The organism is Marinobacter sp. (genome assembly GCF_044799475.1).
GTDB lineage: Bacteria > Pseudomonadota > Gammaproteobacteria > Pseudomonadales > Oleiphilaceae > Marinobacter.
In genome coordinates this window covers 1065857-1090293 of record NZ_CP085217.1, presented here as the reverse complement: position 1 = coordinate 1090293, position 24437 = coordinate 1065857, and the positions used below count along the sequence as shown (strand labels likewise).

25 protein-coding genes and 1 pseudogene are annotated in these 24437 nt (G+C 59.7%); 14 read left to right on the top strand and 12 right to left on the bottom strand.

From position 1 onward, the window contains the following. The first annotated feature begins 75 nt into the window (after window positions 1–75). On the top strand, window positions 76–729 hold the full coding sequence (locus LG327_RS05015; RefSeq protein WP_404366630.1) for a peroxiredoxin: 654 nt from the start codon (window positions 76–78) through the stop codon (window positions 727–729). Window positions 730–859: 130 nt separating this feature from the next. Here the strand turns inward: LG327_RS05015 and LG327_RS05010 are convergent, their stop codons facing one another. From LG327_RS05010 to LG327_RS05000, 3 genes are read right to left on the bottom strand one after another with little or no spacing between them, the layout of a single operon-like run. Continuing rightward, window positions 860–1639 carry a MetQ/NlpA family ABC transporter substrate-binding protein gene (locus LG327_RS05010; RefSeq protein ID WP_404366627.1) on the bottom strand — a complete coding sequence of 260 codons (780 nt, stop codon included), beginning with the start codon at window positions 1637–1639 and terminating at the stop codon, window positions 860–862. Window positions 1640–1678: 39 nt separating this feature from the next. Then, window positions 1679–2344, bottom strand: a complete 666-nt coding sequence (locus tag LG327_RS05005; protein WP_404369233.1) for a methionine ABC transporter permease — start codon at window positions 2342–2344, stop codon at window positions 1679–1681. Beyond that, window positions 2344–3351, bottom strand: a complete 1008-nt coding sequence (locus LG327_RS05000; RefSeq protein ID WP_404366624.1) for a methionine ABC transporter ATP-binding protein — start codon at window positions 3349–3351, stop codon at window positions 2344–2346. The genes LG327_RS05005 and LG327_RS05000 overlap by 1 nt, the downstream gene beginning before the upstream one ends. Before the next feature lie 188 nt (window positions 3352–3539). On the opposite strand from LG327_RS05000, the gene LG327_RS04995 reads away from it, so the two are divergent. After that, the gene (locus tag LG327_RS04995; protein ID WP_404366622.1) at window positions 3540–4952 is read left to right on the top strand and encodes an HDOD domain-containing protein; all 1413 of its coding nucleotides are present in this window, start codon (window positions 3540–3542) and stop codon (window positions 4950–4952) included. Window positions 4953–4979: 27 nt separating this feature from the next. Here the strand turns inward: LG327_RS04995 and LG327_RS04990 are convergent, their stop codons facing one another. After that, window positions 4980–5555 carry a hypothetical protein gene (locus LG327_RS04990; protein WP_404366619.1) on the bottom strand — a complete coding sequence of 192 codons (576 nt, stop codon included), beginning with the start codon at window positions 5553–5555 and terminating at the stop codon, window positions 4980–4982. A 120-nt stretch (window positions 5556–5675) separates the two neighbouring features. Beyond that, complete coding sequence (locus LG327_RS04985; protein ID WP_404366617.1) at window positions 5676–7163, bottom strand: amidase; 1488 nt, start codon at window positions 7161–7163, stop codon at window positions 5676–5678. Window positions 7164–7349: 186 nt separating this feature from the next. On the opposite strand from LG327_RS04985, the gene LG327_RS04980 reads away from it, so the two are divergent. Together LG327_RS04980 and LG327_RS04975 are read left to right on the top strand one after the other, a co-directional pair. Then, entirely contained in the window at window positions 7350–8447 is a 1098-nt protein-coding gene (locus LG327_RS04980; protein WP_404366614.1) for a hypothetical protein, read from the top strand. Window positions 8448–8480: 33 nt separating this feature from the next. Then, a complete protein-coding gene (locus LG327_RS04975) occupies window positions 8481–9251 on the top strand; it encodes a sulfite exporter TauE/SafE family protein (protein ID WP_404369231.1) in 771 nt (256 codons plus the stop codon). Here LG327_RS04975 and LG327_RS04970 read toward each other — a convergent pair. Together LG327_RS04970 and LG327_RS04965 are read right to left on the bottom strand one after the other, a co-directional pair. After that, window positions 9228–10148, bottom strand: coding sequence for a DMT family transporter (locus LG327_RS04970; RefSeq protein WP_404366611.1), 921 nt, complete (start codon window positions 10146–10148; stop codon window positions 9228–9230). The genes LG327_RS04975 and LG327_RS04970 overlap by 24 nt on opposite strands. Beyond that, entirely contained in the window at window positions 10145–12505 is a 2361-nt protein-coding gene (locus LG327_RS04965) for a diguanylate cyclase domain-containing protein (protein WP_404366609.1), read from the bottom strand. The genes LG327_RS04970 and LG327_RS04965 overlap by 4 nt, the downstream gene beginning before the upstream one ends. Before the next feature lie 160 nt (window positions 12506–12665). Between LG327_RS04965 and LG327_RS04960 the strand changes: the two genes are divergently transcribed. The 5 genes from LG327_RS04960 (at window position 12666) to LG327_RS04940 (ending at window position 15739) form a co-directional block, all read left to right on the top strand. Then, entirely contained in the window at window positions 12666–13439 is a 774-nt protein-coding gene (locus LG327_RS04960) for a MotA/TolQ/ExbB proton channel family protein (protein ID WP_404366606.1), read from the top strand. Window positions 13440–13458: 19 nt separating this feature from the next. Further along, entirely contained in the window at window positions 13459–13827 is a 369-nt protein-coding gene (locus tag LG327_RS04955) for an ExbD/TolR family protein (RefSeq protein ID WP_404366603.1), read from the top strand. 3 nt (window positions 13828–13830) lie between these two features. Beyond that, window positions 13831–14241: an ExbD/TolR family protein gene (locus LG327_RS04950; RefSeq protein ID WP_404366600.1), complete on the top strand. Its 411-nt coding sequence runs from the start codon at window positions 13831–13833 to the stop codon at window positions 14239–14241. Continuing rightward, the gene (locus tag LG327_RS04945) at window positions 14238–14927 is read left to right on the top strand and encodes an energy transducer TonB (protein WP_404366597.1); all 690 of its coding nucleotides are present in this window, start codon (window positions 14238–14240) and stop codon (window positions 14925–14927) included. Before LG327_RS04950 ends, LG327_RS04945 begins: the two co-directional genes overlap by 4 nt. Window positions 14928–15037: 110 nt before the next feature. Then, a complete protein-coding gene (locus LG327_RS04940; RefSeq protein WP_404366594.1) occupies window positions 15038–15739 on the top strand; it encodes a hypothetical protein in 702 nt (233 codons plus the stop codon). 55 nt (window positions 15740–15794) lie between these two features. Here LG327_RS04940 and LG327_RS04935 read toward each other — a convergent pair whose 3' ends face one another. Next, a complete protein-coding gene (locus tag LG327_RS04935) occupies window positions 15795–16196 on the bottom strand; it encodes an NINE protein (protein ID WP_404366592.1) in 402 nt (133 codons plus the stop codon). A gap of 45 nt (window positions 16197–16241) precedes the next feature. Continuing rightward, window positions 16242–16448 (bottom strand): annotated as a pseudogene (locus LG327_RS04930) (helix-turn-helix domain-containing protein); the annotation flags it as partial. Between the two features lie 114 nt (window positions 16449–16562). Between LG327_RS04930 and ftsH the strand changes: the two are divergent. After that, complete coding sequence (gene ftsH, locus LG327_RS04925) at window positions 16563–18638, top strand: ATP-dependent zinc metalloprotease FtsH (protein ID WP_404366589.1); 2076 nt, start codon at window positions 16563–16565, stop codon at window positions 18636–18638. Window positions 18639–18687: 49 nt separating this feature from the next. On the opposite strand, the gene LG327_RS04920 is transcribed toward ftsH, so the two are convergent. Beyond that, complete coding sequence (locus tag LG327_RS04920; RefSeq protein WP_404366586.1) at window positions 18688–19344, bottom strand: phosphoribosyltransferase; 657 nt, start codon at window positions 19342–19344, stop codon at window positions 18688–18690. Window positions 19345–19545: 201 nt separating this feature from the next. Here LG327_RS04920 and LG327_RS04915 point away from each other — a divergent pair, with 201 nt between their 5' ends. The 3 genes from LG327_RS04915 to LG327_RS04905 are packed head-to-tail and all read left to right on the top strand — an operon-like array spanning window position 19546 to window position 21750. After that, entirely contained in the window at window positions 19546–19932 is a 387-nt protein-coding gene (locus LG327_RS04915) for an encapsulin-associated ferritin-like protein (RefSeq protein ID WP_404366583.1), read from the top strand. Between the two features lie 2 nt (window positions 19933–19934). Continuing rightward, window positions 19935–20741, top strand: coding sequence for a family 1 encapsulin nanocompartment shell protein (locus LG327_RS04910; RefSeq protein WP_404366580.1), 807 nt, complete (start codon window positions 19935–19937; stop codon window positions 20739–20741). 7 nt (window positions 20742–20748) lie between these two features. Continuing rightward, window positions 20749–21750 (top strand): FAD-binding oxidoreductase, encoded by a 1002-nt coding sequence (locus LG327_RS04905; protein WP_404366578.1) that lies wholly within the window; start codon window positions 20749–20751, stop codon window positions 21748–21750. A 21-nt stretch (window positions 21751–21771) separates the two neighbouring features. Here the strand turns inward: LG327_RS04905 and LG327_RS04900 are convergent, their stop codons facing one another. Further along, the gene (locus tag LG327_RS04900; protein WP_404366575.1) at window positions 21772–22857 is read right to left on the bottom strand and encodes a GGDEF domain-containing protein; all 1086 of its coding nucleotides are present in this window, start codon (window positions 22855–22857) and stop codon (window positions 21772–21774) included. Window positions 22858–22950: 93 nt separating this feature from the next. Continuing rightward, window positions 22951–23766: an SDR family NAD(P)-dependent oxidoreductase gene (locus LG327_RS04895; protein ID WP_404366572.1), complete on the bottom strand. Its 816-nt coding sequence runs from the start codon at window positions 23764–23766 to the stop codon at window positions 22951–22953. A gap of 213 nt (window positions 23767–23979) precedes the next feature. On the opposite strand from LG327_RS04895, the gene LG327_RS04890 reads away from it, so the two are divergent. Further along, window positions 23980–24435, top strand: a complete 456-nt coding sequence (locus LG327_RS04890; RefSeq protein ID WP_404366569.1) for a nodulation efficiency, NfeD-like protein — start codon at window positions 23980–23982, stop codon at window positions 24433–24435. Window positions 24436–24437 lie beyond the last annotated feature (2 nt).

Genomic DNA, 24437 nt, shown 5'->3' with positions numbered 1-24437 from the left:
CACCCCGAGAGTTTAATTCCGAACCTGGTGGCGCTGACAGCCGGCCGGGTTCCCCCGCGGAAGAGGAGTAGAATTATGGCTTTACATCTGGGCGATACCGCCCCCGATTTTGAACAGGATTCCAGCGAAGGCCGGATCCAGTTCCACGAATGGCTAGGCGACAGCTGGGGCATTCTGTTCTCTCATCCGGCTGACTTCACCCCGGTATGCACCACCGAACTGGGTCTGACGGCAAAGCTGAAAGATGAGTTCGCCCGGCGCAACGTCAAGGCCATTGCCCTGAGTGTGGATCCAGTTACGTCACACCAGGACTGGATCAAGGACATCAATGAAACCCAGGGCTGCACCGTGAACTTTCCCATCATCGCGGATCAGGACAAAAAGGTGGCAGCGCTGTATGACATGATCCACCCGAATGCCAGCGGGACGCTCACCGTCCGCTCTCTGTTCGTGATCGACCCGGACAAAAAGATACGGCTGATGATCACCTACCCGGCCAGCACTGGCCGCAATTTCAATGAGGTGCTGCGGGTGGTGGACTCGCTGCAACTGACCGATGAGCACAAGGTAGCCACCCCGGGTAACTGGGAGCGCGGCGAGGATGTGGTCATCGTGCCCTCTCTGCAGGATGAGGAGGAAATCCAGCGCCGGTTCCCCAAAGGCTACAAGGCGGTCCGCCCCTATCTCCGCATGACGCCGGATCCGAAGACCAACTGGGGTGGTGAATAGCATCATTCATAAGGGTGTCAGGAAAGGCGAATAATCCCTGGCACCCGAAAATGAAAAACCGGCCAGGGATAATTCCCTGGCCGGTTTTTTTGTGCCAGAACGCCTTCAATGAAGGCTGAAAAGCTCTCCCTCAGAAGGCGGGAACAACGGCACCTTCGTATTTTTCATTAATGAACTTCCGGACCGGCTCCGAGGTCAGCGCATCCGCCAGCGCCTGGATCGCCGGTGAATCCTTCTTCTCTTCCGTGGTCACCAGAATGTTCACATAAGGCGACTCGGACCCCTCAATAATCAGGGCATCCTCGGTGGGGTTGAGGCCGGCTTCCAGCGCGTAGTTGGTGTTGATCATGGCAAGTTCCACCTGATCCAGCACCCGCGGCAGAGTGGCCGCTTCCAGTTCATAGAACTCCAGATCTTTCGGATTTTCGGCGATGTCCCTCGGAGTTGCGGTGATTTTGCTGTCGTCCTTGAGCTTGATCAACCCGGCTTTCTGAAGCAGCAGCAGGGCCCGGCCACCATTGGTGGGGTCATTGGGAATGGCTACGGTGGCACCTTTCTCCAGATCCTCAAGGGAATCGATTTTGCGGGAATAGGCACCAAAAGGCTCTACGTGAACGCCCGCAACACTGACCAGACTGGTACCCTTGCCCTCATTGAAGGACTCAAGGTAGGGCTGGTGCTGGAAAAAATTGGCATCCATCCGGCCTTCGGCCACCTGAACGTTGGGCTGGACGTAATCGGTGAATACCTTGATGTCCAGTTCCACACCCTCGTCTTTCAGCGCCGGCTTGAGGAATTCAAGAATCTCCGCGTGGGGGACGGCGGTGGCGGCAACGCTGAGCTTTTCAGCGGCCTGGACGGAAAACGCGGCGAAGGCCGCAAGCAGTACGATCAGTCTGTTCACTTTCATAAATAACCTCGTGTGTGGTCGTGAAAAATATGACGCCTGTCAACGGCGACTGAAATAGAGCACCAGCCGGTCGCCCAGCATCTGCAGTAACTGAACAAAAATCACCAGAAGCACCACAGTAATCACCATGACGTCTGTCTGGAATCGTTGATAACCGAAGCGTATGGCCAGATCGCCAAGGCCCCCACCCCCTACTACACCTGACATGGCAGCATAGGAGACCAGGGTAATGGCGGTTACGGTGATACCCGCGATGATGCCAGGCAGAGCTTCCGGCAGCAGGGCGCCCAGCACCACCTGCCTCACGCTGGCGCCCATCGCCCGGCTGGCCTCAATAATGCCCCGGTCCACTTCCCGCAGGGAGGTTTCCACCAGGCGGGCAAAGAAAGGCGCGCCGCCGGCAATCAGCGGCGGAATGGCCCCCGCCACCCCCAGCGAGGTGCCAATCAGCATGACTGTGACGGGAATCATCACGATCAGCAGAATAATGAACGGCACCGAGCGCAGGACATTCACTACGAACGACAGGGCCGCGTAGACCAGAGGCTGCTCCAGCAATTGCCGCTTGCCGGTGAGAAACAGAAAAACACCCACAGGCAGACCAATCAGCACGCTGAACAGCAGGGAGGCACCCACCATGATCAGGGTCTCCCAGCTGGCCCAGCCAATTTCACTCCAGTCGACGTTCGCGATCAGCTGCTCCATCATCGCAGCACCTCCACATCCACGTCCGCCGCTTTCAGGGCTGTCATGGCCTGCTCCAGGTTGCCGCCCACCAGCGAGAGGGTCAGCTGACCATAGGGCGTGTCCTTGATATGGTCGATACGACCGGACAGGATGCTGAAATCCACGCCCGACTCCCGCGCCACATGGCCCAGCAGAGGCTTGTAGGTATTCTCACCCCGGAAGGTCAGACGCAGGATGCGGCCACTGGCCTTTTGCAGGTCCTCCTGCATTTCGTCCCTGTCGATGTTCTCGCTTTCAAACACGAAATCCCGCGTCGTGGGATGCCGGGGATGAAGGAAAACATCCGCCACCGGCCCCATTTCCACCACTTCCCCCGCATCCATTACGGCCACCCGGTCGCAGATACGGCGGACAACGTCCATCTCGTGGGTAATCAGCACGATGGTGAGACCCAGCTCACGGTTGATGTCCGCCAGCAGGCGCAGAACGGACTGGGTGGTCTGCGGATCCAGGGCACTGGTGGCCTCATCGCACAGCAGAATGCTGGGCCGGCAGGCCAGCGCCCGGGCAATGCCAACCCGCTGTTTCTGGCCGCCAGAGAGCTGGGCCGGGTATTTCTTTGCCTGATCCGCCAGCCCCACCCGGGCCAGCAGTTCGTCCACCCGGTTCCGGATCTCGCTGCGGGAATAGATCCCCGCCAGCTTCATGGGGAAGGCAACATTGCCGGCAACCGTTTTTGATGACAGCAGATTGAAATGCTGGAAGATCATGCCGACCCGACGCCGGAAAGCCCGCAGTTCTCCAGCATCATAATCGGTGACATTCTCGCCATCGATCAGAATGCGGCCACCGGAAGGGCGCTCCAGAAGGTTGATCAGCCGGACAAGAGTGGATTTGCCAGCGCCTGAGTGGCCAACAATGCCAAACACCTCGCCGGCCTGAACGGTCATGCTGGTTGGGTGCAGCGCGGGAATCGCCCGACCGCCAACCTGATAGGACTTCTGGACCTGGTCAAATTCGATCACGTAGCAGCCTTGTGAGTGCAGCGTCTGAAGCGCGTGAGTATAGCCCAAACCACCTGTGAACCCGAACGCCCCCGCCTGTTAAATTGCTCCGCACCGTTATCAGGGCCTGGCCGAATACGCTAGACTGGTCATCACGCACGACAGTGAAATCAGAGGCATTAAATACCTTGCTGAACAAGACGGACACATTGCCAGTACGCATGAACTCCACCCAGGCCTGGGTCGAATACCTGAGTCAGGTGGAACTGCCTGTGCTTGCCAATACCCTGCGGCGCATCAACGAGCTCACCGAAAGCAACAACAGCACGGTTAACCAGCTCGCAGAAGTCATTCTCAACGATGCCCAGCTGACCTCCCAGGTTCTGCGGCTTTCCAATACCGTTTTCTACAACCAGACACGTACCCAGGTGGGAACAGTAAGCCGCGCCATCACCCTGATCGGCTTCGATGCGGTCAAGTCCATGACCATTTCCTCACTGATCGTGGACACCCTGCTGGCCCGCAGCAAACGGACACATCTGCTCAAGTGTCTTGCCCGGGCTCTTCACGCCGCAGTCCAGGCCCGCTGCCTGCTGCCCAGACGCAACGAGCACGCGCTGGAGGAAGTCTTCATCGGCGCCCTGCTGATGAACATCGGTGAACTGGCCTTCTGGTCCTGTGACACAGACCAGGCGTCCGAGCTTGAAAAGAAACTGAGGGAAGATACCCCACCCGTCGAGGCCCAGAAGAAGATCCTGAAATCCACTTTCACTGAAATCACCAGGGGGCTGGTGGAAGCCTGGTCTCTGGGACCCTTCATGAAGGATGTGGTGGCGGCAGGGCGGCCGAATTCGAAGGCAGCCAATCTGGTGAGGCAGTCCGTGGAAATGGCCCGCCTGGCCGAGTCCGGCTGGCGGGGTACCGACATGGATCAGATGATGGAAAGTCTGGCGAAAGAACTCGATGAAACACCGGCCGCCATCCGGGACCAGGTCCGGGTAAATGCCGGGGAAGCCTCAAAAATTGCGCTTTCCCTTGGCATCCCCCAGGTCCGGGCGCTGCTGCCGGACGCCGGGCCCGTGTCTGCGGATGAAGTCAGCGAGCCGGCCGTGGAAGCCGGCCAGGAAGACCCGGAACTCCAGCTGCAGATTCTTCGGGACCTTGCAGAATGCCTGACCGAGAAACCCGACATCAACCAGGTGTGTCAGCTGGTCATGGAAGGCGTGCAACGGGCCATTGGCATGGAGCGGGTAGCCCTTCTGATGGGCGACCGTTCGGGAACAAAACTGATTCCACGGAAAGTGGTGGGGCCGGAGACAGACCACTGGCGGGAAGAATTTATCATCGAGCGGGACAGGAACACCGGCCTGAACCGGCTGCTGCCGCAGGGCGCATGTGAGATATACAAGCCGCCGGCCAAAGGCGGCGCTGTGGGCTTCGACCCCTGGCTGGGCCGGAAGCCGGCACTTGTGGGCCCGCTAATGGCCAAAGGACGCCTGGTGGGGCTTTTCTACGCCGACAATGCGGGCGCCGGACAGGGCCCGACCTCCAGCCAGCTTACGGCCTTCAGTCACTTCGTGCGCCATGCCCAGCTTTGCCTGACCCTGCTTGCTGTCTCCTGACTTCCTGTCGGCAGAACCTGCAGCAGTTCAGTGCAGTGCCCGCAACTGCCTCGGGTAAAGAGCAGCACTGACCTCCGGTTCCTCCAGCATGTCGGCCAGCTCCCGGTCCACGTCGGTCTCTTCGCCTTCTTCAGGCAGCGGCTCGAAGAGGGTGTTCAGCCAGGCTGCAATGTCCGGCGCTTCGCTGCGCTCGTAGTCGGTGGACAGGGCCCGGATACGGCGGAAGCCGATAATGCGCTGATGCCGTGGATCGCGGATCTGCTCGTAGCCACGCCAGTATATCCGGTCACGGGTGTGCAACTGGACGAACAGGGTATCAATCGGGTCCGTCGTTTCTCCGGGCTGGTTGTTTTCGTCTTTGTGGCGAATGGTGGTCCATGCAGGATAGAGGACTGCTACGGCATCCCCTTCCACATGTTCGCGGGCTGCCCTGAGAATAAGACCCCAGCGTGCCTTGTCAGCCTCTGTCTCCAGGGAGTTGATTGGCAGGTCGTAGCTTTGTTCACTGGACAGGACAATTGCCATCATGGGGGCGTCCAGTTCTCCCATGGCTTCGGCCTGTGCTACGGATACCAGTTCGTCGATTGCCATCGGTTGGTTCATAATGCGCCCGCCTCCTCGATGCCATCATGGATGAGGGTGATGATCACCCTCATCCACAGCATAGCCTGTAAACGCCCCAAAGATAAACGCTCTGGCAGGGCGATCAGATTACAGGCCGTATCAGGTCAACTGTTCCGTGCGCTCATACTGGACAAACCAGGGGTCGGCCTCCTCCAGTTGGGCCGCCAGCTGCAGAAGGATGTCCTCCCCACCATGGGGAGCGCCGAACTGGACACCGACCGGCAGGCCCTCAGTTGTCCAGTGCAGCGGCACGGACATGGCCGGTGTGCCGGTCAGATTCGCCAGCTGGGTAAAGGGCGTCCTCGCCAGGTTCTCCAGCGCCAGCTCCTCCACCTGGCCGCTTTTGTGGACCAGACGACCGGCCTTGAGAAGCAACATCAGCCTGGACGCCAGCCGGATATGAGTTGGCGTATCAAGTTGCCCGATACGGGCTGGCATCTGAGCGGTCGTGGGGCAGAGGTAGACATCGAAGCCCTCGAAGAAAACCCCCAGCGCGCGGGAGAAATCATTCCATTGCTGACGCAGACGGACATAATCCGGCAGCGGCAGGCTTTTGCCCAGCATTCCCAGCAGGCGGGTCTCCAGCTCGAAGTCGGCATCTTTCGCGCCCATTTCGGTGACCGCTTTGTGCATCATTGCTGACACCTCACCGAAGTAAAGGCCGAGATAACTCCGGGCCAGCGCCCTGCCATCGAATTCTGGACGGGCAAGCTCAACCCGGTGGCCAAGGTTTTCCAGTGTCCTGGCTGCCGATTCCACTGCTTCGACGCACTGGCTGTCCACCTCGGTGCCGTAGGGAGAGGCGGTAAACATGCCAATCCGAAGCTGCCTTGGCGCCTGCTGCATCAGGTCCGAGTAGGGAACCGCAGGAAGCGGAATCTCGAAAGGATCGCCAGGCGCCGGGCCGGCCAGAATATCCAGCATGGCGGCACTGTCTCTGACAGTACGGGTCACCACATGGTCGCAGGATGCACCAGTCCACTGTTCATCTCTCTGAGGCCCGGCCGAGATGCGGCCACGGGAAGGTTTGAGGCCAAACAGACCGCTGTAGGCGGCAGGGATCCGGATGGAGCCGCCGCCATCATTGGCTCCAGCCATTGGCACCACCCCGGCGGCCACAGCCGCGCCGGAGCCGCCGCTGGAGCCCCCCGGGGTGAGATCCCTGTTCCAGGGGCTCCGGCAGGGACCCCATAATTCCGGTTCAGTGATTCCTTTCAGGCCAAGTTCCGGCGTTGCCGTGCGGCCGAGGAATACCAGGCCGCCAAGGCGGCTGCGGCGCACGAATTCGGAATCCTGGCGCGGGAGATAATTGCGGTAGGCCCGACTGCCGTAAGTACAGGGAATTCCCGCCTGCTCCTGGCTGAGGTCCTTGAGCAGAAATGGCACCCCGGCCAGGGGAGCATCTTCCTTCACAGTCTGCTCCCTCGCTTCGCTATACTGAGGCTGGCAGATGGCGTTGAGGCGGCCATTGACGGTTTCTGCACGTTTAATTGCAGCCTCGCGCACTTCCCTGGCAGTCACATCACTCCGGCGGATCAGGTCGGCCAGTGCAACAGCGTCATAGCGAAGGTATTCCGATTGTTTCATTTTGACTTCCAGTCTGATGATCGTTCATTGGGCCAGCGGACCGGTAAAGCATAGCGTAAGCGAAAAATTAGTGAAGTGACCCGGCAGGCCCCCTCACCGGTCACCTGAGCAGCCAGATCCATGGACCTTCTGCAACCCAGACTATAGGATTTGCTGAAATCGGGTTCACCCTCAGCAACAGATGGCATGAAAATGAGATTTACCAGCATCCTGCTTACCCTGTCCCTCCTTGTGGCAACCAGTGCAACGGCCTCGCCCGCTCCCAGAGGCAGCTGGACGGACATTGTGCGGGAGACTCCCTACTGGATCAGTCAGGGCGTGTACAGCAACATGCTCACCATACGCCGCTGGGTACTTCAGGAGTCCGGCTATTGCAGTAAGCCGGACCGCCACATTCTGTTCGACCTGAGAGGTGAGTTCCTCGGTTATGTTGATGACGGAAGTTCCCGGGAGGGCACCCAGGCAAGACTGAACACCACCCGCGCCAGCCTGGCCGAGCGCGGCAAAGCCGGGAACTGGACTCCCGGCGACGAGGCCACCCTGGGCTATCCGTTTGCGCTTTCATGTGACCAGCCCCATGTACAGCTCGATGAAGCCATCGCCCGATACCTGGGGATGCTTCCCGGGGACCTCATCTGGGGAACATGGGATGACCTCACCCTGGGCAACGCCGACAGCCCCAGGCCCCTGCATGAAGCGCTGCTCCAGGTCTATCGGACGCGCCAGAGACAGCAGCGGCTGAACCTGCCGGAAGAACTGCCCAGGTACCTGGCAGGGCAGGTTCTCATTGAGAGCGGAGCCCGGCCGAGGGCCCATTCGGCAGCGGGGGCCAGGGGCATTCTCCAGCTTCTGCCTGGCGTCCTGAACGACTGTGGCGTGGCACAGAGCAACCACTGGCACAGAATGGCCCAGATTGACTGCGCCCTGAAGCTGATGAATCAGAACGCCCGCAACCTCAGGCCGGTTTTCGAGGAACGCTTCGGCGCCCTGCCAGAGAAAAAACGCGACCGCCTGTTCACGCTTCTGCTCATTCAGGCCTACCACGGCGGCGCAGGGCGTGTTGAAAGTCTGCTGGCCGACCAGACCCTGGCACGGCCAGCCAGATACTTTGCCAGCCACCATGAACAGTTCACCGCCGGCGATATCGCCTTCGGACTGATTTTTCACAACCTGGGCCGGGGCCGCTTTGGCCTGGCCTCTCTGTATTATGTGGCTGACGTCCAGCTTGCGACCGAAGCGCTCTGCTCTACCAGCAAGCTGAAAAACAGCGACTTCTGCCAGTAGCCGCAGAGCAACACGACCGGAGCAACCGCCATTCTGGACCTGCCGCTGATTCCCGATGCCCTTTCGCTGCCAATTGCCCTGGTGCTTCTGGCCTGCTCTGTTCTGACGTCGATGATCACCGCCAGCCTTGGCGCCGGAGGCGGCGTCCTGCTGCTGGTGCTCATGGCGCTCTGGCTGCCACCAGCCGCAATTATTCCCGTACACGGCATGATCCAGCTTGGCTCCAACACGGGCCGGGCGGCACTCACCTGGCAGAACATAGACTGGCGAGTGATCGCCGCCTTCGCGCCGGGGGTTCTGGTGGGGGCTGCCGTTGGCAGCTGGCTGCTGGTGGAACTGCCGGCTGCTGTCTGGCAGGTCAGTATCGGGGTATTTGTGCTCTATCTCTGCTGGGGGCCGGCCCTGCCCAGAAAGGCCGTGGGTATTCCAGGTACCTTCCTTGTATCCTGCGCGACCAGCTTCCTAAGCCTGTTTGTGGGAGCCAGTGGCCCGCTGGTTGCTGCCTTCATCAAGCAGATCCACAGCGACCGATTCACTGCGGTTGCCACCTTCGCCACCGCCATGACCCTCCAGCACGCTCCCAAGGCCCTGGTATTTACTCTTGCAGGCTTTGTATTTCACGAATGGGTGGTGTTCGTTATCGCCATGATCGCCTGCGGCTTTGCCGGCACCTGGGTTGGCCTGAATATGCTGAACAGCCTGAGCGACCGGCGCTTTCACCTGGTATTCAATCTGATACTGACCCTGCTTGCCTTGCGGCTGCTCTGGCAGGCAGCCTGGTCATTTTGGGGGCAAAGCGCTTAGCCGGATACGGGCTGAACGGATCCGCCATTCTTCGTACAGGGCATTGAGGGCAAGCGAAGCCAGGATAATGCCGCCCCCGGCGAAGCCCAGCGGCGGCGGCACTTCTGCCAGAAACAGCCAGACCAGAAATGTACCTATGACAGTTTCAAGCAGAAGCAGCAGGCTGACTTCAGCGGCAGGCAGATACCTGGGGCCGGTCTGGATCAGGATACTCGCAGCCGGCAGAAAGCCCAGGCAGAGCAGGAGTATCAGCCCCATGTCGGGCCAGCCGGGCCACTGGGCTCCGCCCAGCAACGCACTGATACCGGCCGTTACCACTGCCCCCAGCACCAGCATGACACTCATGTCGGCACTGGATCGGGAGCGGGCCACCGCAAGGTTGGATGCGAGTGCGAACGCAGCCATACCCGCCATGACAAGCCCCAGGGGTTCACCCTTGCCCATCTCCCCCGCCGCCATCAGGCTGGCGCCGCTGACACACACCACAATGAGCAGCCAGGTGCGCAGGGGCAGTTTTTCCTTCCAGATCAGCCAGGCCAGCAGGGCCGCTATCACGGGTGCAGTGTTGAGAATCACCAGAACATTGCCAGCGGCGGTGTATTTGACACCCGTAACAAAGCCCACCGTACTGACACTGAAGGCCAGGCCACAATATACCCCTGGCCAGCCGCAGCGCCGCATCTCTGCCGGAAGGCGGCGGCCATAACGCCAGCTGTTGATGACCATGAAGCCGACAGCCAGCAGCAGGCCGCGCCAGAACAGGAATACCAGCGGCGACACCTCGGTACTTTTGACCAGCAGCGAGTCCGGAGACAGCAGAAGAACCCCCAGGCCTGCGATCAGAAACCCCCGGCGGCGGTGAAGCCTGAGCCGCTCTGCCTCGTCAGCGTGGATCACGGAGAGACAGGCAGGGAAGGCAGGGTAATCACGCAGTTCCGTCCCTGCGCCTTGGCGGCATAGCAGGCCTCGTCGGCCCGGGCTATAACTTCTCTGATGTTGGCATCGCCGGGGGAAATATTGGTCACGCCTATACTGGTGGTGACACCGAAAAATTCGCCATTCCTGTCCAGTTTCAGCGCCTCCACCCGGCTCCGGATATTTTCTGCAATGTCTTCCGCCCGCTCAAGGCCGCAGGCGGGCAGCAGAACACCAAACTCATCGCCGCCCAGACGGGCAACCAGGTCGGATTGGCGCACTGCCTGCATCAGAATGCCGGCCAGTTGCCGCAGCATTTCGTCGCCCAGCAAGTGGCCACCCCGATCGTTCACTGGCTTGAAGTGGTCCAGGTCGATCAGCATCAGCACACTCGGCGTGGTTAACCGGCCAGCTTCCGGCAGCCAGGTACCCATGGCCGAATTGAACGCGCGGCGATTAAGCAGACCCGTGAGGCTGTCATGGGACGCTTGCCAGGAAAGCTGCTGTTCGTGGCGGCGGCGCTCACTTACATCCCGGAGGACGAACACCAGCCGCTCAGCCGTGTCATTCCGGTCAAACCGGAACATGGTCAGTTCCACGTCAAGGTTTTCATCCTGGCGGTTGGCTATCACTGCGTCGAGGCTCTCGATATGATCCTGCTCCAGGAATTCTGCCAGATGCCAGGTCTTGCCATTCACAAGAATTTTCACCTCCTCGAGAAAACGTACCTCGGCGGAGCTTTTTTCCATGCCCAGAAAGCCCCAGCCGGCGCTGTTGCAATGCCGGATCACACCCTGCCGGTCCACAAGCAGTACACCTTCATACAGGGCTTCGAGAATCCTGTCCGAACGCTGCTGCTCTGTTCTCAGCCGCTCACCGATTTCCACTTCGTGGGTAATGTCCCTGACCACGGTGATGGTGCCCAGACACAGCTCCGACGTCGTGATCGGTGAGGCCATGATCTCGATCCAGACCATCCGGCCGGAGGCGGCATTGCGAACCTGGAGTCGATCCTGGTAGGGTCGTCCCGAAACCCTTGCACCCTGGAGATTGCGGAGAACCTGCTTCCGGTCCTTCTCATTCAGGCCGTGGATGATGTGGCTGCCCCGCAGCCGATCCCTGCTCCAACCCATGATCTGCTCAAACGCCGGATTAACGAACTCGATATGACCCAGAACATCCGTCTGAACAATCCCGATGGGCGCACTCTCGGACAATGCCCGGTAGAAAGCTTCCTGTTCGGTCAGCGACAACATCACCGTCCGGCGCTCATTGCTGACCTGGTTAAAAGCCCTGGCCACCTGGCGAATCTCCTGACCGCCCCCGACGCTCACCGGTTTTGTCCTGCTGCCCAGATGGCTGGCGGTTATCTGCTCGCTCAGAAGGGCCAGCGGCGTCATGAGTCTGCGAAAAATCAGCAGGGCGAGGGGGATCAGCACCAGTGCTATGCCCAGGGTAACCCAGAACATGATGTCGGTAAGCCGCCGGGCCGGCGCCAGGGCATCCTGCTCCGGCCACACCGCCGCCAGAAACCAGGGCGCCTGGTCCAGCTGGCGCACCGCAGTCAGTGTGACAATGCCCTGACTGTTTGTCGTCAGCCGCACACCTTCGTAACCTTTCATGGCATCGATCAGAACCTCATTGGATGCCGGCAGCGGCTTCAGGACTTCATTCTCCCTGGGGTGTACAAGAGTGAGACCTGAACGGCTGCCCATGGCAACGTAGCCGGTCTGACCAAGTCTTGTGCGCAGCAGATCCCCCATGAAATCTTCTTCGCCCAGATAGATGGTTCCACCAATGGCTCCGATAAACTTCTCGCGATGATCAAACAACGGTGCTGTCATGATCACCAGAGGCCGGCCCATGCGGCCCATGAACGGCTCAGATATGAGAGTGGTCATCTGCTGGGCGGTCTGGCGGAAGTACTCCCGCTGGCTGGCATCGAATCCCTGTAACCCGCCGTCCTGGGGGTACTCTGCCATGACGGTGCCGCTGGCATCGAACAGATAAAGCCCGTTGAACATCTGCCTGAGAGTCGTCTGCCGGTCCAGCAGCAACTTGGCACGCCCGGTCAACGCGAGTTCGTCCATGGTCAGGTCTTCGGCCACAGCGGACAGCATGGAAAACCGTTTGGCCAGTTTGGCATCAAGTTCCCGGGCAATCAGCCCGGAAAGACTGGTCATCTGGTCGCGGACCTCCGCCTCCAGCTCCTGCCGGCTCACGAAACTGTTTACCAGTGTGACCGTGACCGCGGTCAGAACCACTGCCACCACCACGAGAGTCACGGCCCTGTTTTTAAGGCTGTCGAACCAGCGCTTGTAGACTTTTTCCGGATTCATTTATCGGCTCTTGCTGGACCATCCCACCTGGGTTTTGGTCCGTTTGATCTGTACACAGTTGAAGTCTAACAGACGCGGGGGAAAGCGGGAGTTACCTCTGGAAAACGTGAATATTAATCGTTATCATTAAGGACCACATTAACTTCCATGAGACGACACAATGTCGGAGATCCAGACTTCCGCCCCATCAGCCGAGCTCCTCACACCCCTTCAGCAGCTGATTGAGATGGGCGGGCCGGTGATGATGGTACTTGTGGCCCTCGCCATTGCCGGTCTGGTGACGTTTTTTTATCTGATTCTCGCCGGCGCCCTGTTTGCGCCCCGTTTCACTGCCGACATCCGCCGCAATGTGAACGATTGGCGCCGTAATCCTGGGCCCGAATACGAGCAGCAGATGAGGGGCGCGCGAAGCTGGTACCAGCGGCTCAACCCGCTGCGGCCCCTGGTCGGCTTTGCCATGAAAGCCTGTATGGAAAAACGGAATCCGGTGAGTCTTCGTGAAGAGCTCGCCTGCCGCAGCCAGAAAGTACTCCAGCCCTTTGAAGCACCACTGAAGATTATCGAAGTCATTGCCGCGCTGGCGCCCCTTCTGGGGCTGCTGGGGACCGTCATGGGCATGATGGAGGCATTCAGTGCCATGTCTGCCTCCGAAGGCCGGGCGAGCGCCACCCAGCTCAGTGGTGGCATCTACGAGGCTCTGACGACAACTGCCGCGGGCCTGGTTCTGGCCATCCCCTTTGCGGCCCTGGCGGCCTGGGTGGAATTCCGGCTTCGGCGGATGAACACCCGTCTGAATGAGCTGCTGATTCAGGTCGTCACGGCGACAGCCGGGAGCGAAGAGGTCGGGGCAGCCTTCGGCCCTGTACAAAAGCCTGCCGCGGCAGCCGATGACGACCAGTGGCAGAAGCGCCGTATCGCCCATGCAACTGGTTAATCCGAGACCGGCACGGCCAATGCCGATACGTATGACGCCGCTTATCGATGTGGTGTTCATACTTCTGGTCTTCTTCATGCTGACCACCCGTCTGCTGCCCACGGGCCACCTGAATCTGGAAAACACCACCGCCCCCGCCAGCAGTGTCACGGGAGAGACAAAACCGGAACTGCTCCTTGCCGAAACCGGGAACCTGCGCTGGCAGGGGCGTGACTGGCCGCTGGCCGAGCTGCTGCCCGCGCTCGCATCATCCGGAATCAGTGAAGTGAATCTGAAAGCCAGCGGCAGCGCCAGTCTCGCCGATTTCACGCAGGCTCTCGGGGTGCTCGACCAGGCCGGCATTGAAGCCCGCTGGCGGCGCACCCCACCGGAAACCGGAACACCCTGAACCATGCCCTACCTCCCAGCAAATACACCCGGCAGCGGCAAAGCGCTGCTGGACCGGGTGGAAGACAGCCTCCTGCCTCTGATCAACCTGGTATTTCTGCTGCTGATGTTTTTTATCGTTGCCGGCCAGATGAGCGAGACCAGCCTGCCGGATCTGCCGGGCATGCGGGGGAAAGAGCAGCCGGACGCTCCGCGGGCAGATCTGATTGTGCGGCCCCCCGGCGACTGGTCCGTAGGCGGCCGGAGAGTCACCAAAGCCACCCTCGCCTCCAGGCTGCCATCCCCGGAATCAGGTGTCCCTCTGCGTGTCGCCGCCTCTGAAGCGGTCTCCATGGCGGAGCTGGAAACACTTTTCCGGATCCTGGAGGAGGCAGATCATACCGACATCCTGCTACTTACGGAGCCATCGCAATGACCGCCCCTGTGCGCTGGCTGCTGGTTCTGGCCTCGGTATTGCTGACTGCCCTCTCAGTGCTGGCGGCATTGCCTTCCGCCCCGGACATGGAGATGCCCGCTGGCAATGCCCCGATTACCCGGCCTGATACTCTCCGCATACAGCTGGCCGAAAGGTCCACGGCCAGTGAACCGGAACCGGAACCAGAGCCAGAGCCAGAGCCAGAGCCAGAGCCAGAGCCAGAGCCAGAGCCAGAGCCAGAGCCAGAGCCAGAGCCAGAGCCAGAGCCAGAGCCAGAAAGTGTGGCCGAACCGGCACGGAAAACGACAGCCGAAGCTCCCAGGGTGCAGAAACCCGAGTCTTCTGCCCGGCCGGAAAGCCAGCCCGAACAGGTGGAACTGAAAGCCGGCGTTTCCGGACAGATGGACAGCTATCTGAACAGGCTCATGCGCCATCTCGGCAAACACCGGGAGTACCCGCGCCGTGCCCAGCGGCTGGGCCAGGAAGGCACACCAATGGTGGAGTTCAGGATAAATCGTGATGGCAGGCTGCTGAGCTACCGGCTGGTGGATGCTTCTTCCCACAGCCTGCTGGATGACGCCGCCCTCGCGATGCTGAAAAAGGCAGAGCCATTGCCCGACGTGCCGCCAGACCTGACTGGGGAGTCTTTTACCTACACCCTGCCGGTACGCTTCAGCCTGCGCTAGACGCCCGCGGCCGAAGCCACTGCCCCGACCGGAAGGTTTCTCCCTGTTTCCTGGCAGGGTATGATTCTGGTCCATCCCGGTCGCAAACCTGCCAGAAATCTGCCCTTATCATGCCTCTGACCCGCCACGACGCCCGTACCCTTGGACAACTGCTCTGCGACACCACCGAGGAGGTGCTGTGGGCGCCGTCCCGCGACCGGATCCGGCGACAGCGGCCGGGCGCCCGGCTGGAATGCCGCGTAGGGTCGGGTCAGGCCACCTGGCACCGTTTTGATCCCGCCCTGAGACAGCACTGCATCACCTATGGCGTGCGCATGATCCTCGCCAAGTACCAGGCGGACACCGCAGCTGGCTGGCTTTCCGCCAGGGAAATCAGGAAAAGACGCTATTTTGACGGCAGAGTCTCCACCCGGACACTTCTTGCCCATACCTGCTGCCACGAGTTCGCCCATCTGCTTCAGCAGGTAGCAGGCCAGCGGCTGCGGGGTTCGGTGCATAACCAGCACTTTTACCACATCCTGGACGAACTCCACGCCAGTGGCGCAGCCAGCGAGGTAAAAGACCGACTCACCGAGGGCGCCCTGAAAAACGGCCTGCCCTTTCCGGACAGTTCCTTCGAAAGTCCGCCGGCACTGGTTTCCCAGACTTTGTGGCAGGCCGGAGACCGGGTGACTTTTGGCAGCCGAGGACGGTGCCATACCGGTCTGATTCAGCGGGTCAACAGGAAGACCTGCACAGTCAAGGGCACCGGCCCTTCCACAGGACTGCGCTATCGGGTCCCGTTTTCACTCCTCAGCCGGCCTGAACCGTGACTGAGACCAGATTCGGCTGAAGATTCAGGCAAAAGCGGAAGCAGTCGCCGCCTGATCAGCCTGTGATCTCACTGTTTCTGACCGCGACCTGTTCGTTCAGGGTCCAGAAGTCATAGAGCACGCCGAGCAGGAAGATGCCCCCGGTCAGCAGGTAAAGGATGCCGGTGATCCACTTGCCCATGTACATACGATGGATGCCAAAGACGCCAAGGAAGGTCAGCAGAATCCAGCTGACGGAGTAGCTGAAAGGACCTTCCTGGAAACGGTAATCCGCTTCCCTGTCCATGGCGGGGATCAGAAACAGATCAATAATCCAGCCGATGAAAAACAGCCCCAGAGTCAGGAACCAGATGGTTCCGGTAATGGGCTTGCCATAGTAAAAGCGGTGGGAACCAAGAAAGCCGAAAATCCACAACAGATAACCGATAACCTTGCTGTGCGTATCTGGCTGGGCCATGAATGCTCCTTCAAGAACGGGTTGGTGCAGGCCTCCCGGAACCATTTACGGTCCCAGCTCGGGGGCCGGGTCCGCGCCGCCCTCGCGGAATTCACTGGCGGACTTGCCGGTCCACTTACGGAAAGCACGGCTGAAACTGCAAAGATCAGCATAGCCGAGTTCGCAGGCGATTTCGCTCACCGAACGGTTTGTATACCGCAGAAGCTGAATGGCCCGGGCCTTGAGCACAGACTCACCCAGCTCCCGGTAGCTGATCTGCGAACTGCCGGCAGCGGCGGACGCTGCCGGTATTGAAATCCGCTTCTCCCGCATCAAGATCTACACTTACTAATGTCTATGAAATAGTAACTGCAGGGGGAGCTCTCCGTGTCCAATGGTGACCAGAAACCCGACCAGAGGAATGACCGTAACCGGAACGACCGTCGTCAACGCGGTCCCCGGGACCCAATGAAGGAAATGCATCAGCCCCCCGAGCCACCCCAGTGGACCCGGATGATCCACCTGCTCCTGATTGCCTTTGTGATTTTCTATGGCATCCAGGTGCTGTCCCAGTCCAATGCCGAGCAGATGACCTTCAGCGAGTTCAAGGAGAAGGTTCGCGAAGGCAGGGTATCGGAAGTCACCATAGAAGGTCACCAGGTAACGGGCGAACTCGATACCGCCGGTGATGCTGAAGGTATTCAGACCCCCCGGAGGTTCCGCACTCACATCCCGGAAGTCGGTGAAACCGGAGTACTGGAACTGCTGGAGCAGAACAATGTCACCATTGATGCCAGAGAGGCCGAAACAGACTGGTTCGGCCGGCTGCTGATCAGTTTTCTGCCCTGGCTGATCATCCTGGGCCTGTTCATCTTTTTCTGGCAACGCATGCAGAAGCAGATGGGTGGTGGCCAGCAGGGCGGCCTGTTCAACATGGGCAAATCCAAGGCGAAAAAGTTTCGCAAGGATCAGCCCCAGAAAACCTTCGATGACGTGGCCGGCTCGGAAAATGCCAAGAAGGACCTGACCGAGATTGTCGATTATCTCAAGAACCCGGACTTCTACCAGACTCTGGGCGCGAAACTGCCCAGAGGTCTCCTGATGGTCGGCCCCCCCGGTACCGGCAAAACCCTCATGGCCCGGGCCATTGCCGGAGAGGCAGACGTTCCCTTCTATTCCATTTCCGGCTCGGAATTTATCGAGATGTTCGTTGGTGTTGGTGCCTCCCGGGTGAGGGACATGTTCAAGGAGGCCCGCAAGGAGGCACCGTCGATCATTTTCATTGATGAGCTGGATGCCATAGGCCGCTCCAGAGGTACCGGGGTTGGCGGCGGCCATGATGAACGGGAACAGACCCTGAATCAGATCCTGTCGGAGATGGACGGCTTCTCCCCCCACGAGACCGTGGTTGTGATTGCAGCAACCAACCGTCCGGATGTGCTGGACCAGGCCCTGCTGCGCCCCGGCCGTTTTGACCGCAAGGTAACCCTGGACCGGCCGCACCGGGAGGCCCGAGTAGAGATTCTGAAGATCCACACCCGCAAAATCCCGCTGGATGACGACGTATCCCTGGAGGCCATGGCGAGGCGCACAGTAGGCTTTTCCGGGGCCGACCTGGAAAATCTGGCCAACGAAGCTGCCCTGTTTGCCGGCAGGGAAGACTGTAAGACAGTTACCATGAGGCACTTCGACATGGCCCGGGACAAGATCATCATGGGCGCGGAAAGGGAGCAGACCCTCAGCGACGAAGAAAAGCGTGTGATCGCTTATCACGAGTCGGGGCATGCCCTGACCGCCCTGCTGTTTCCCAAGGCAGACCCCCTGGAGAAGGTCACGATTATCCCGCGCGGGCGCGCTCTGGGAGCCACCGAACAGGCGCCGGATGAAGACCGCTACAACATGACCGCCAGCTACGCCAAAGACCGGATTGCGGTGATGCTGGGCGGCCGGGTCTCGGAACGTCTTGTGTTCGAGGAAGTAAGCAGTGGCGCGGAAAATGATATCGAGCAGGCCACCAAACTGGCCCGCCGCATGATTTCCCGCTGGGGCATGAGTGATGTAATCGGCCCGGTTTCGGTCAGCTCCAGTCAGGAAGAGGTGTTCCTCGGCCAGGAGATTTCCCGGGAAAAGGACTTCAGCGAGGCCACCGCCGAGAAGGTCGATGATGAGGTGAGAAAACTCATCACCGGCATCGAATCCGAGGTGGAGAAACGCCTGAAAGAAAACCGCAAGCGCCTCGACAAACTGGCAGAAGCCCTGCTGGAAGACGAAACCCTGGAGGCAGGCCGCATCAGTTCACTTCTGGACCTTGATAACGGAAAGAGCGACGAAAGCTCAGAGAGCAAAGACCGCAAGGCTAAAGAGAAAGAAAAAAGCCGGGACGCGGACCAGAAGAAGGACAAGGGGAACGAGGACGGCGAGGAGAAAGGCAAAGGCGATTCAGACCGGAAAGAAAAGGCCTGAGCCGGAACCCGGCCCACCGGGCGATACTCGCCGGTGGGCCTTTCCATCTTCAGCCCTCTTCCCGCTTCCAGGCCTCATCGAGCAGCTGTCGCACCTCATCGTCACTGGTCTGGCCAAAATCCCGATACCATTTACCAATGGCCATGAAGGGCTCAGGCGTAGCCAGACAGGCGATGTGGTCCACCTTTTTGCCCAGCCGGTCCAGGGTTTCCTGAGGGGCTACTGTCACCGCCAGCACCACTTCCCCGGGATTCTGTTTTCGCACCGCATCAATGGCCGCCTCCATGGTGGCACCTGTAGCAATGCCGTCGTCCACGAGAATGACACAGCGGCCTTCGATTTTCGGCGCCGGCCTGTCTCCCCGATAGGTGGTCTCCCGCCGCTTGAGCTCCCTGCCTTCTTTCTCTGCAACTTTCTCGATATCGGCGTCCGACACCCCGTGGGCACTGATCACGTCATCATTCAGCACCTTCACGCCGCCGCTGGCGATGGCACCCATGGCCAGTTCCTCCCAGGCTGGCAGCCCGAGCTTGCGTACAAGCATGAGGTCGAGACCTGCCTCAAGGGATTTTGCTATCTCCGCGGCCACCGGCACGCCACCCCGTGGGAGGGCAAGAACCAGGACGTCATCACGATCCCTGTAATTGCTGAGCTCTTCCGCCAGTGCCTCACCGGCAACCATGCGGTTCTTTATCGGGACATCCATAGTCAGGCTCCTTTCGTAACCATTTCTGTGTAGATGTATTACAGCTGCCTGAATGGTATCTGCGGCCTAAGGCCGGCTTATCAACCGTCTTTGCTGATTCCACGGGGTTGCAATCGCCCGGACGTGACATAAGGTATTAGGGTAACTTCTGAAGGATTGCCTGCGGGGCATCCCACCAAACAACAGGTCTGGGAGAGAAAAATGGCTGGCGCAAGTGAAAGCTATCATGAGCCTGGAGAACTGCTATCGGAAAAGACCAAGGACATGCATCGGGCCCTGGTGTCAGTTCAGGAAGAACTTGAGGCCGTTGACTGGTATCAGCAGCGCGCAGACGCCACCAGTGACGAGGAACTGAAAGGCCTTCTGCTCCATAACATGCGTGAAGAAGTGGAGCATGCCTGCATGGTGCTTGAATGGCTGCGCCGCAACAGCTCCGACTTTTCAGAACAGATGGACATCTATCTGTACACAGACAAGCCCATCCTCGAGGCCGAAGAAGATGACGGCGACGTCGGCGGCGGTGGCTCAGGCAGCCGGAACCGGTCCCTGAACAAATTCACCATTGGCGATATGAAGGGCAAGAAATAATCATGACTTATCTCAATCGGGAACAAGCCTCATTTTCCAGTGATATCTGGGACAGAATCGACAGTGCCGCAGTGGGCGCCGCCAGCGATATCCTTACTGGCCGCCGCTTCCTCGATGTCGAGGGGCCCTACGGCGTAGGGCTAACCTCCATCGAAGTCGGTGAAGAGGGCTACTGCCGTCAGCCGAAACCTGACGAAGCCGGCGCCGTGCTCAGCAGGGCCATTGCCATTCCCATGCTGCGCAAGAACTTTGGACTGAGCGTCCGCCGGATCGACGGCTTCGAATCCATGGGCCAGCCGCTGGATCTGCGTGCTGTCGAGGATGCCGCGGAGGCCGTGGCTCGCCGTGAGGAAGAGTTCATCTACTACGGCCAGCCTGACTTTGGCCTTGAAGGCCTGCTGACAGCCAAGGGCCGAAATCAGGTCGAGTGCGCGGACTGGAGCAAGATCGAGCAGGCCCTGGAGGACGTACTCAATTCGGTGAACCAGCTCGACGACAATGGTTTTCACGGTCCTTATGCCCTGGCTCTGTCGACCAAGTGGTATAACCTGCTTTTCCGACGCTACGAAGGCACCGACATGCTGCAGCTGGAGCACCTGAAACGGCTGTGTGAGCTGGGTGTGTTCAAAGCAGATATCGAGGGCGCCGTGCTGGTGGACGCCAGAGTCGGCCGGATCATCGTCGGCCAGGATCTGATGACCGGGTACTCAACCAACGACGGCATCCATCACCAGATGTTTGCCAGCGAGAGCCTGGTCCTGATGGTGGAGGAGCCAGGCGCCATCTGCACTCTCAACAGAAAGAAATAGGCGCCGCATGGCCAGCACCAGGGACATAGAGCGAGCTCGCAGTGGCAGCCGGGAGGTCCTGGATGACCTGAACTCCATCAGCCGGGCCAGGGAAGCGACGGGGGATCAGGCACTTGGTTCGCTGTTGGGCGACATTGGACGCCGCAGGGCCAGACAGAGCTCCAGGCTTCAGGCCTGGCTGAGCCGGCACGAGGAAACCCTGGTCGAAACCGGGGAAGAAGCCGCTGATGCTCACGATTCCGTCAGGGCCCCAGGGCAGGATACCGCCACGATCAGCCCCGGGGCGGTATCTGATGAACGGCCCGCGACGGCGGAAGGGGGAGTCACCGTAACCGAGTGCCGGGAAGTCGCACCCGGGCTGATCATATTCCGCGTGCCACGTCCCCGGGATTTCAGCTTCCGGCCTGGCCAGTCAGTCAAGGTGGGCCTGGATGGAGTCAAACGCAGTTTTTCCATTGTCTCCGCCCCTCACGAGGAGACGCTCGAATTTTTCGTGGAGCTGGTGCCCGGTGGCCAGATGTCCGAGCGCCTGCGCAGCCTGTCCCCTGGCCATACAATCACCCTCGATAACCCGAAAGGCAGCTTTCTGCTGGATACCCGCTACCGTGAACATCTGATGGTGGCTACGGTGACCGGCATCAATCCCTTTGTCAGCATGATCCGGGATGCCCTTCACCAGGGGCGTGATGACCACCGGTTTCATGTCCTTCATGGCGCCAGCTACCAGAACGAGTTCGGCTACCGGGAAGAGCTGCAGGGCATTGCCTCCAGCCACCCGGAGCTGCTCGACTATGTGCCGACAGTCAGCCGGCCAGAAGAACCCGCAAACTCGGGATGGTCAGGTAGCCAGGGTCGGGTGGACACCCTGGTGGAGGACTATGTTGCCCGGAAAGGCCTGGATGCCAGCTCGGCCATGCTTTATATCTGTGGCCACTCGGGAATGATTGGTGCGGTGGAGCAGCAGTTCCGGCCCAGGGGATTCCAGATAGAAACCGAAGACTACGATTGATTCCGCGGGCAGTGTCGGACACTAGGCCGAAGTAGGCATCTCACTGCCTGACGAACAGGCGACTACCACGTTCCTGCCTGCATTCTTGCCTTCGTAAAGACGACTGTCTGCCACCCGGTAAAGCTCGTTCACGTCCGATGCATCCTCCGGCCAATAGGCTATACCGAAGGAGGAAGTCAGCTGGACCCGCGCCCCCTGATAGATGGCATCGGTTTCGGCAATCTGCTCCCGTAGTTCATTGATCAGGCTGAAGGCGCCAGGGGGGTCGATCTCACGCAGAATCAGGCCGAACTCCTCTCCCCCCAGCCGACCCACATAATCCGTGTTCCGCAGCCGTGCCATGAGACAGCCGGCGATATGCCGGAGCACATGGTCTCCCGCGTCATGGCCAAGGCTGTCGTTGACGCGTTTGAAGTGATCTATGTCCATCAGCACCAGGGCAAAGCCATGATTATGGCGTCTGGCATCCCTGACACAGCGCTCCAGATTCTGGTGAAAACTGCTGCGATTGGGTAAGCCCGTCAGAGCATCCGTTTCGGCAAGACTCACCAGCCTGTCCTGGGCGTCCGCCCGGCGGGTTTCGTACACATGCATGAAAAGCAGGATGAGCACACCGCAGGCCACCGGATTGAGCAGGTCAATCATCACCCGTGCGCTGTCCAGAGATGCAAGCTGCTGATAGAAAAAATAGCCGCCCACCAGCATGAAGGGGACCGCCAGGAAAAATCCGGCTACCCGTCCCAGCAGAAGGTAGGACAGGATGGGCATGATGAATACCCAGACAAAAGCGGAAGTTGAAGCCTCCGGCATCATGATGATGTAGAGAAAAAAGCTGAACGCAGCAACCAGGTAGCCGTATATCCAGGCCTGCAGATAACGGGTGGTCATGATCCGCGTGGCACTGATCACCAGCACGGCGCTCGCGGCCAGTTCGACAACAGCCAGCGGGGCATTGTTATTGAACATCTGAAGACAGGCAAACAGGGAAAGCGCCACCCCGGTGGCGATAAAAATCAGACGCATCAGCGAACGCCGGTGGGCATTCCGGAGCCCTGACTTGCCATGGGCATCGCTGGCGTAACCGTTAGCTTCTCGCGCTGGTTTCATAACGGATCTGGTCCTGACCTCCGGCCAGTATAGAAGCCTGGAGACAGATGCGCCACAAGCCATCCAGCTCCGTCAATACCAGCTCGTTGCGGCTCACAGATACAGATTTTTGCGGGAAAATCGCTCGACGAGTGGCTGATAGGCGGCACCCAGCACCCGGTTGATGACTTCAATACCCCAGGCGTCCGGACCGACCAGAATGCGGGACTCGTCCTTCAGGATACCTTTGACAATGGTCCGCGCCGCTTTTTCCGGTGACGTCACAGCCAGCTTGTCGAACCCCTTGCGCTGAGCTTCGGCATTCTCCGATTTACCCATGCGCGCGGCATTGGCAATGTTGGTGCGGATTCCACCGGGGTGCACGCAACTGACTGCCACCGACTGTTTTTCGAGCTTCATTTCCTGTCGCAGGGCTTCAGTGAAGCCCCGTACGGCAAATTTGGCAGCGTTATACGCACTCTGCTTGGGTACGCCGATCAGGCCAAAGACACTGGAGATATTGACCACATGCCCATCGCCGGACGCAATCAGGTGAGGTAAAAAAGCCCGCGTACCATGCGCAACGCCCCAGAAATCAATATCCATCACCCACTTGAAATCCACGTCCGTCATTTCACGGACAGAGGCGGATAGGGCAACCCCGGCGTTATTGATTACAAGGTTGACCTCGCCAAAATCCTTTGCCACCTGATCGGCGTGGGCAAAGATGGCGTCCCGGTCCGACACATCAAGACGATAGGTCTTGATGGCGGCCGCATCGCACAGGCTTGCTGTTTCTCCAAGCCCGATCTCATTGACATCGGACAGCGCCAGGCGGCAGCCCCGGGCCCCCAGTTCCATCGCCAGTGCCCGGCCGATGCCGGAGCCGGCGCCGGTAATGACGGCAACCTTATTGTTCAGTTTTTTCATGGCGGTGATCTCTCATTAATGATCTTGAAGGAACGGGGCATTAAATCAGACACATCAAAGCGAGAACACTTTAACACCAGCCAGTCTGTGGGATATGGCAGCAGATTCGCCTCACGCCGGCGCTTGAGCCAGCCCGGCTGCCGATGGCGGCAGTCCTCCCAAGCTGATACTCTCCCGACCTGAATTCCCCCCCTCCCTGAGCGGAAACAGACGATGGAATGGAATATTGCGCACTTCTGGCTGGTCCTTGCGCTGGCTCTGAGCCTCGCTGAACTGACCTCCGGTGTTATGCTCCTGCTGGCCTTGGGCATTGCTGCAGCGCTGACAGCCGTACTGGCATTCGCCGGTGTTTCTTTTACCTGGCAACTGGTGGGGATGGGCCTGTTTTCCGGCGTGCTGGTTCCTCTGGCTGTCTGGGTCATCCGCCCGCGATTTTCCCCCCGAGGGGTGGCTTACGGCACCACCGGAACCGGAGTCGAGCAGGGAAAGCACTACCGGATTGTCAAACGGGATTTCGACGGCGCCCCCGGTCTCAAGATGAACGGTGACTTCTACCGGGTACGGGTGACGCCTTCCGGCGAAACCGACCTGCCAGAAGGCACAGAGGTTATATTCGAGCAGTTCGATGGCACCACCGCTGTCGTCCGATTTCACCACCAGGAGCAGTAAAC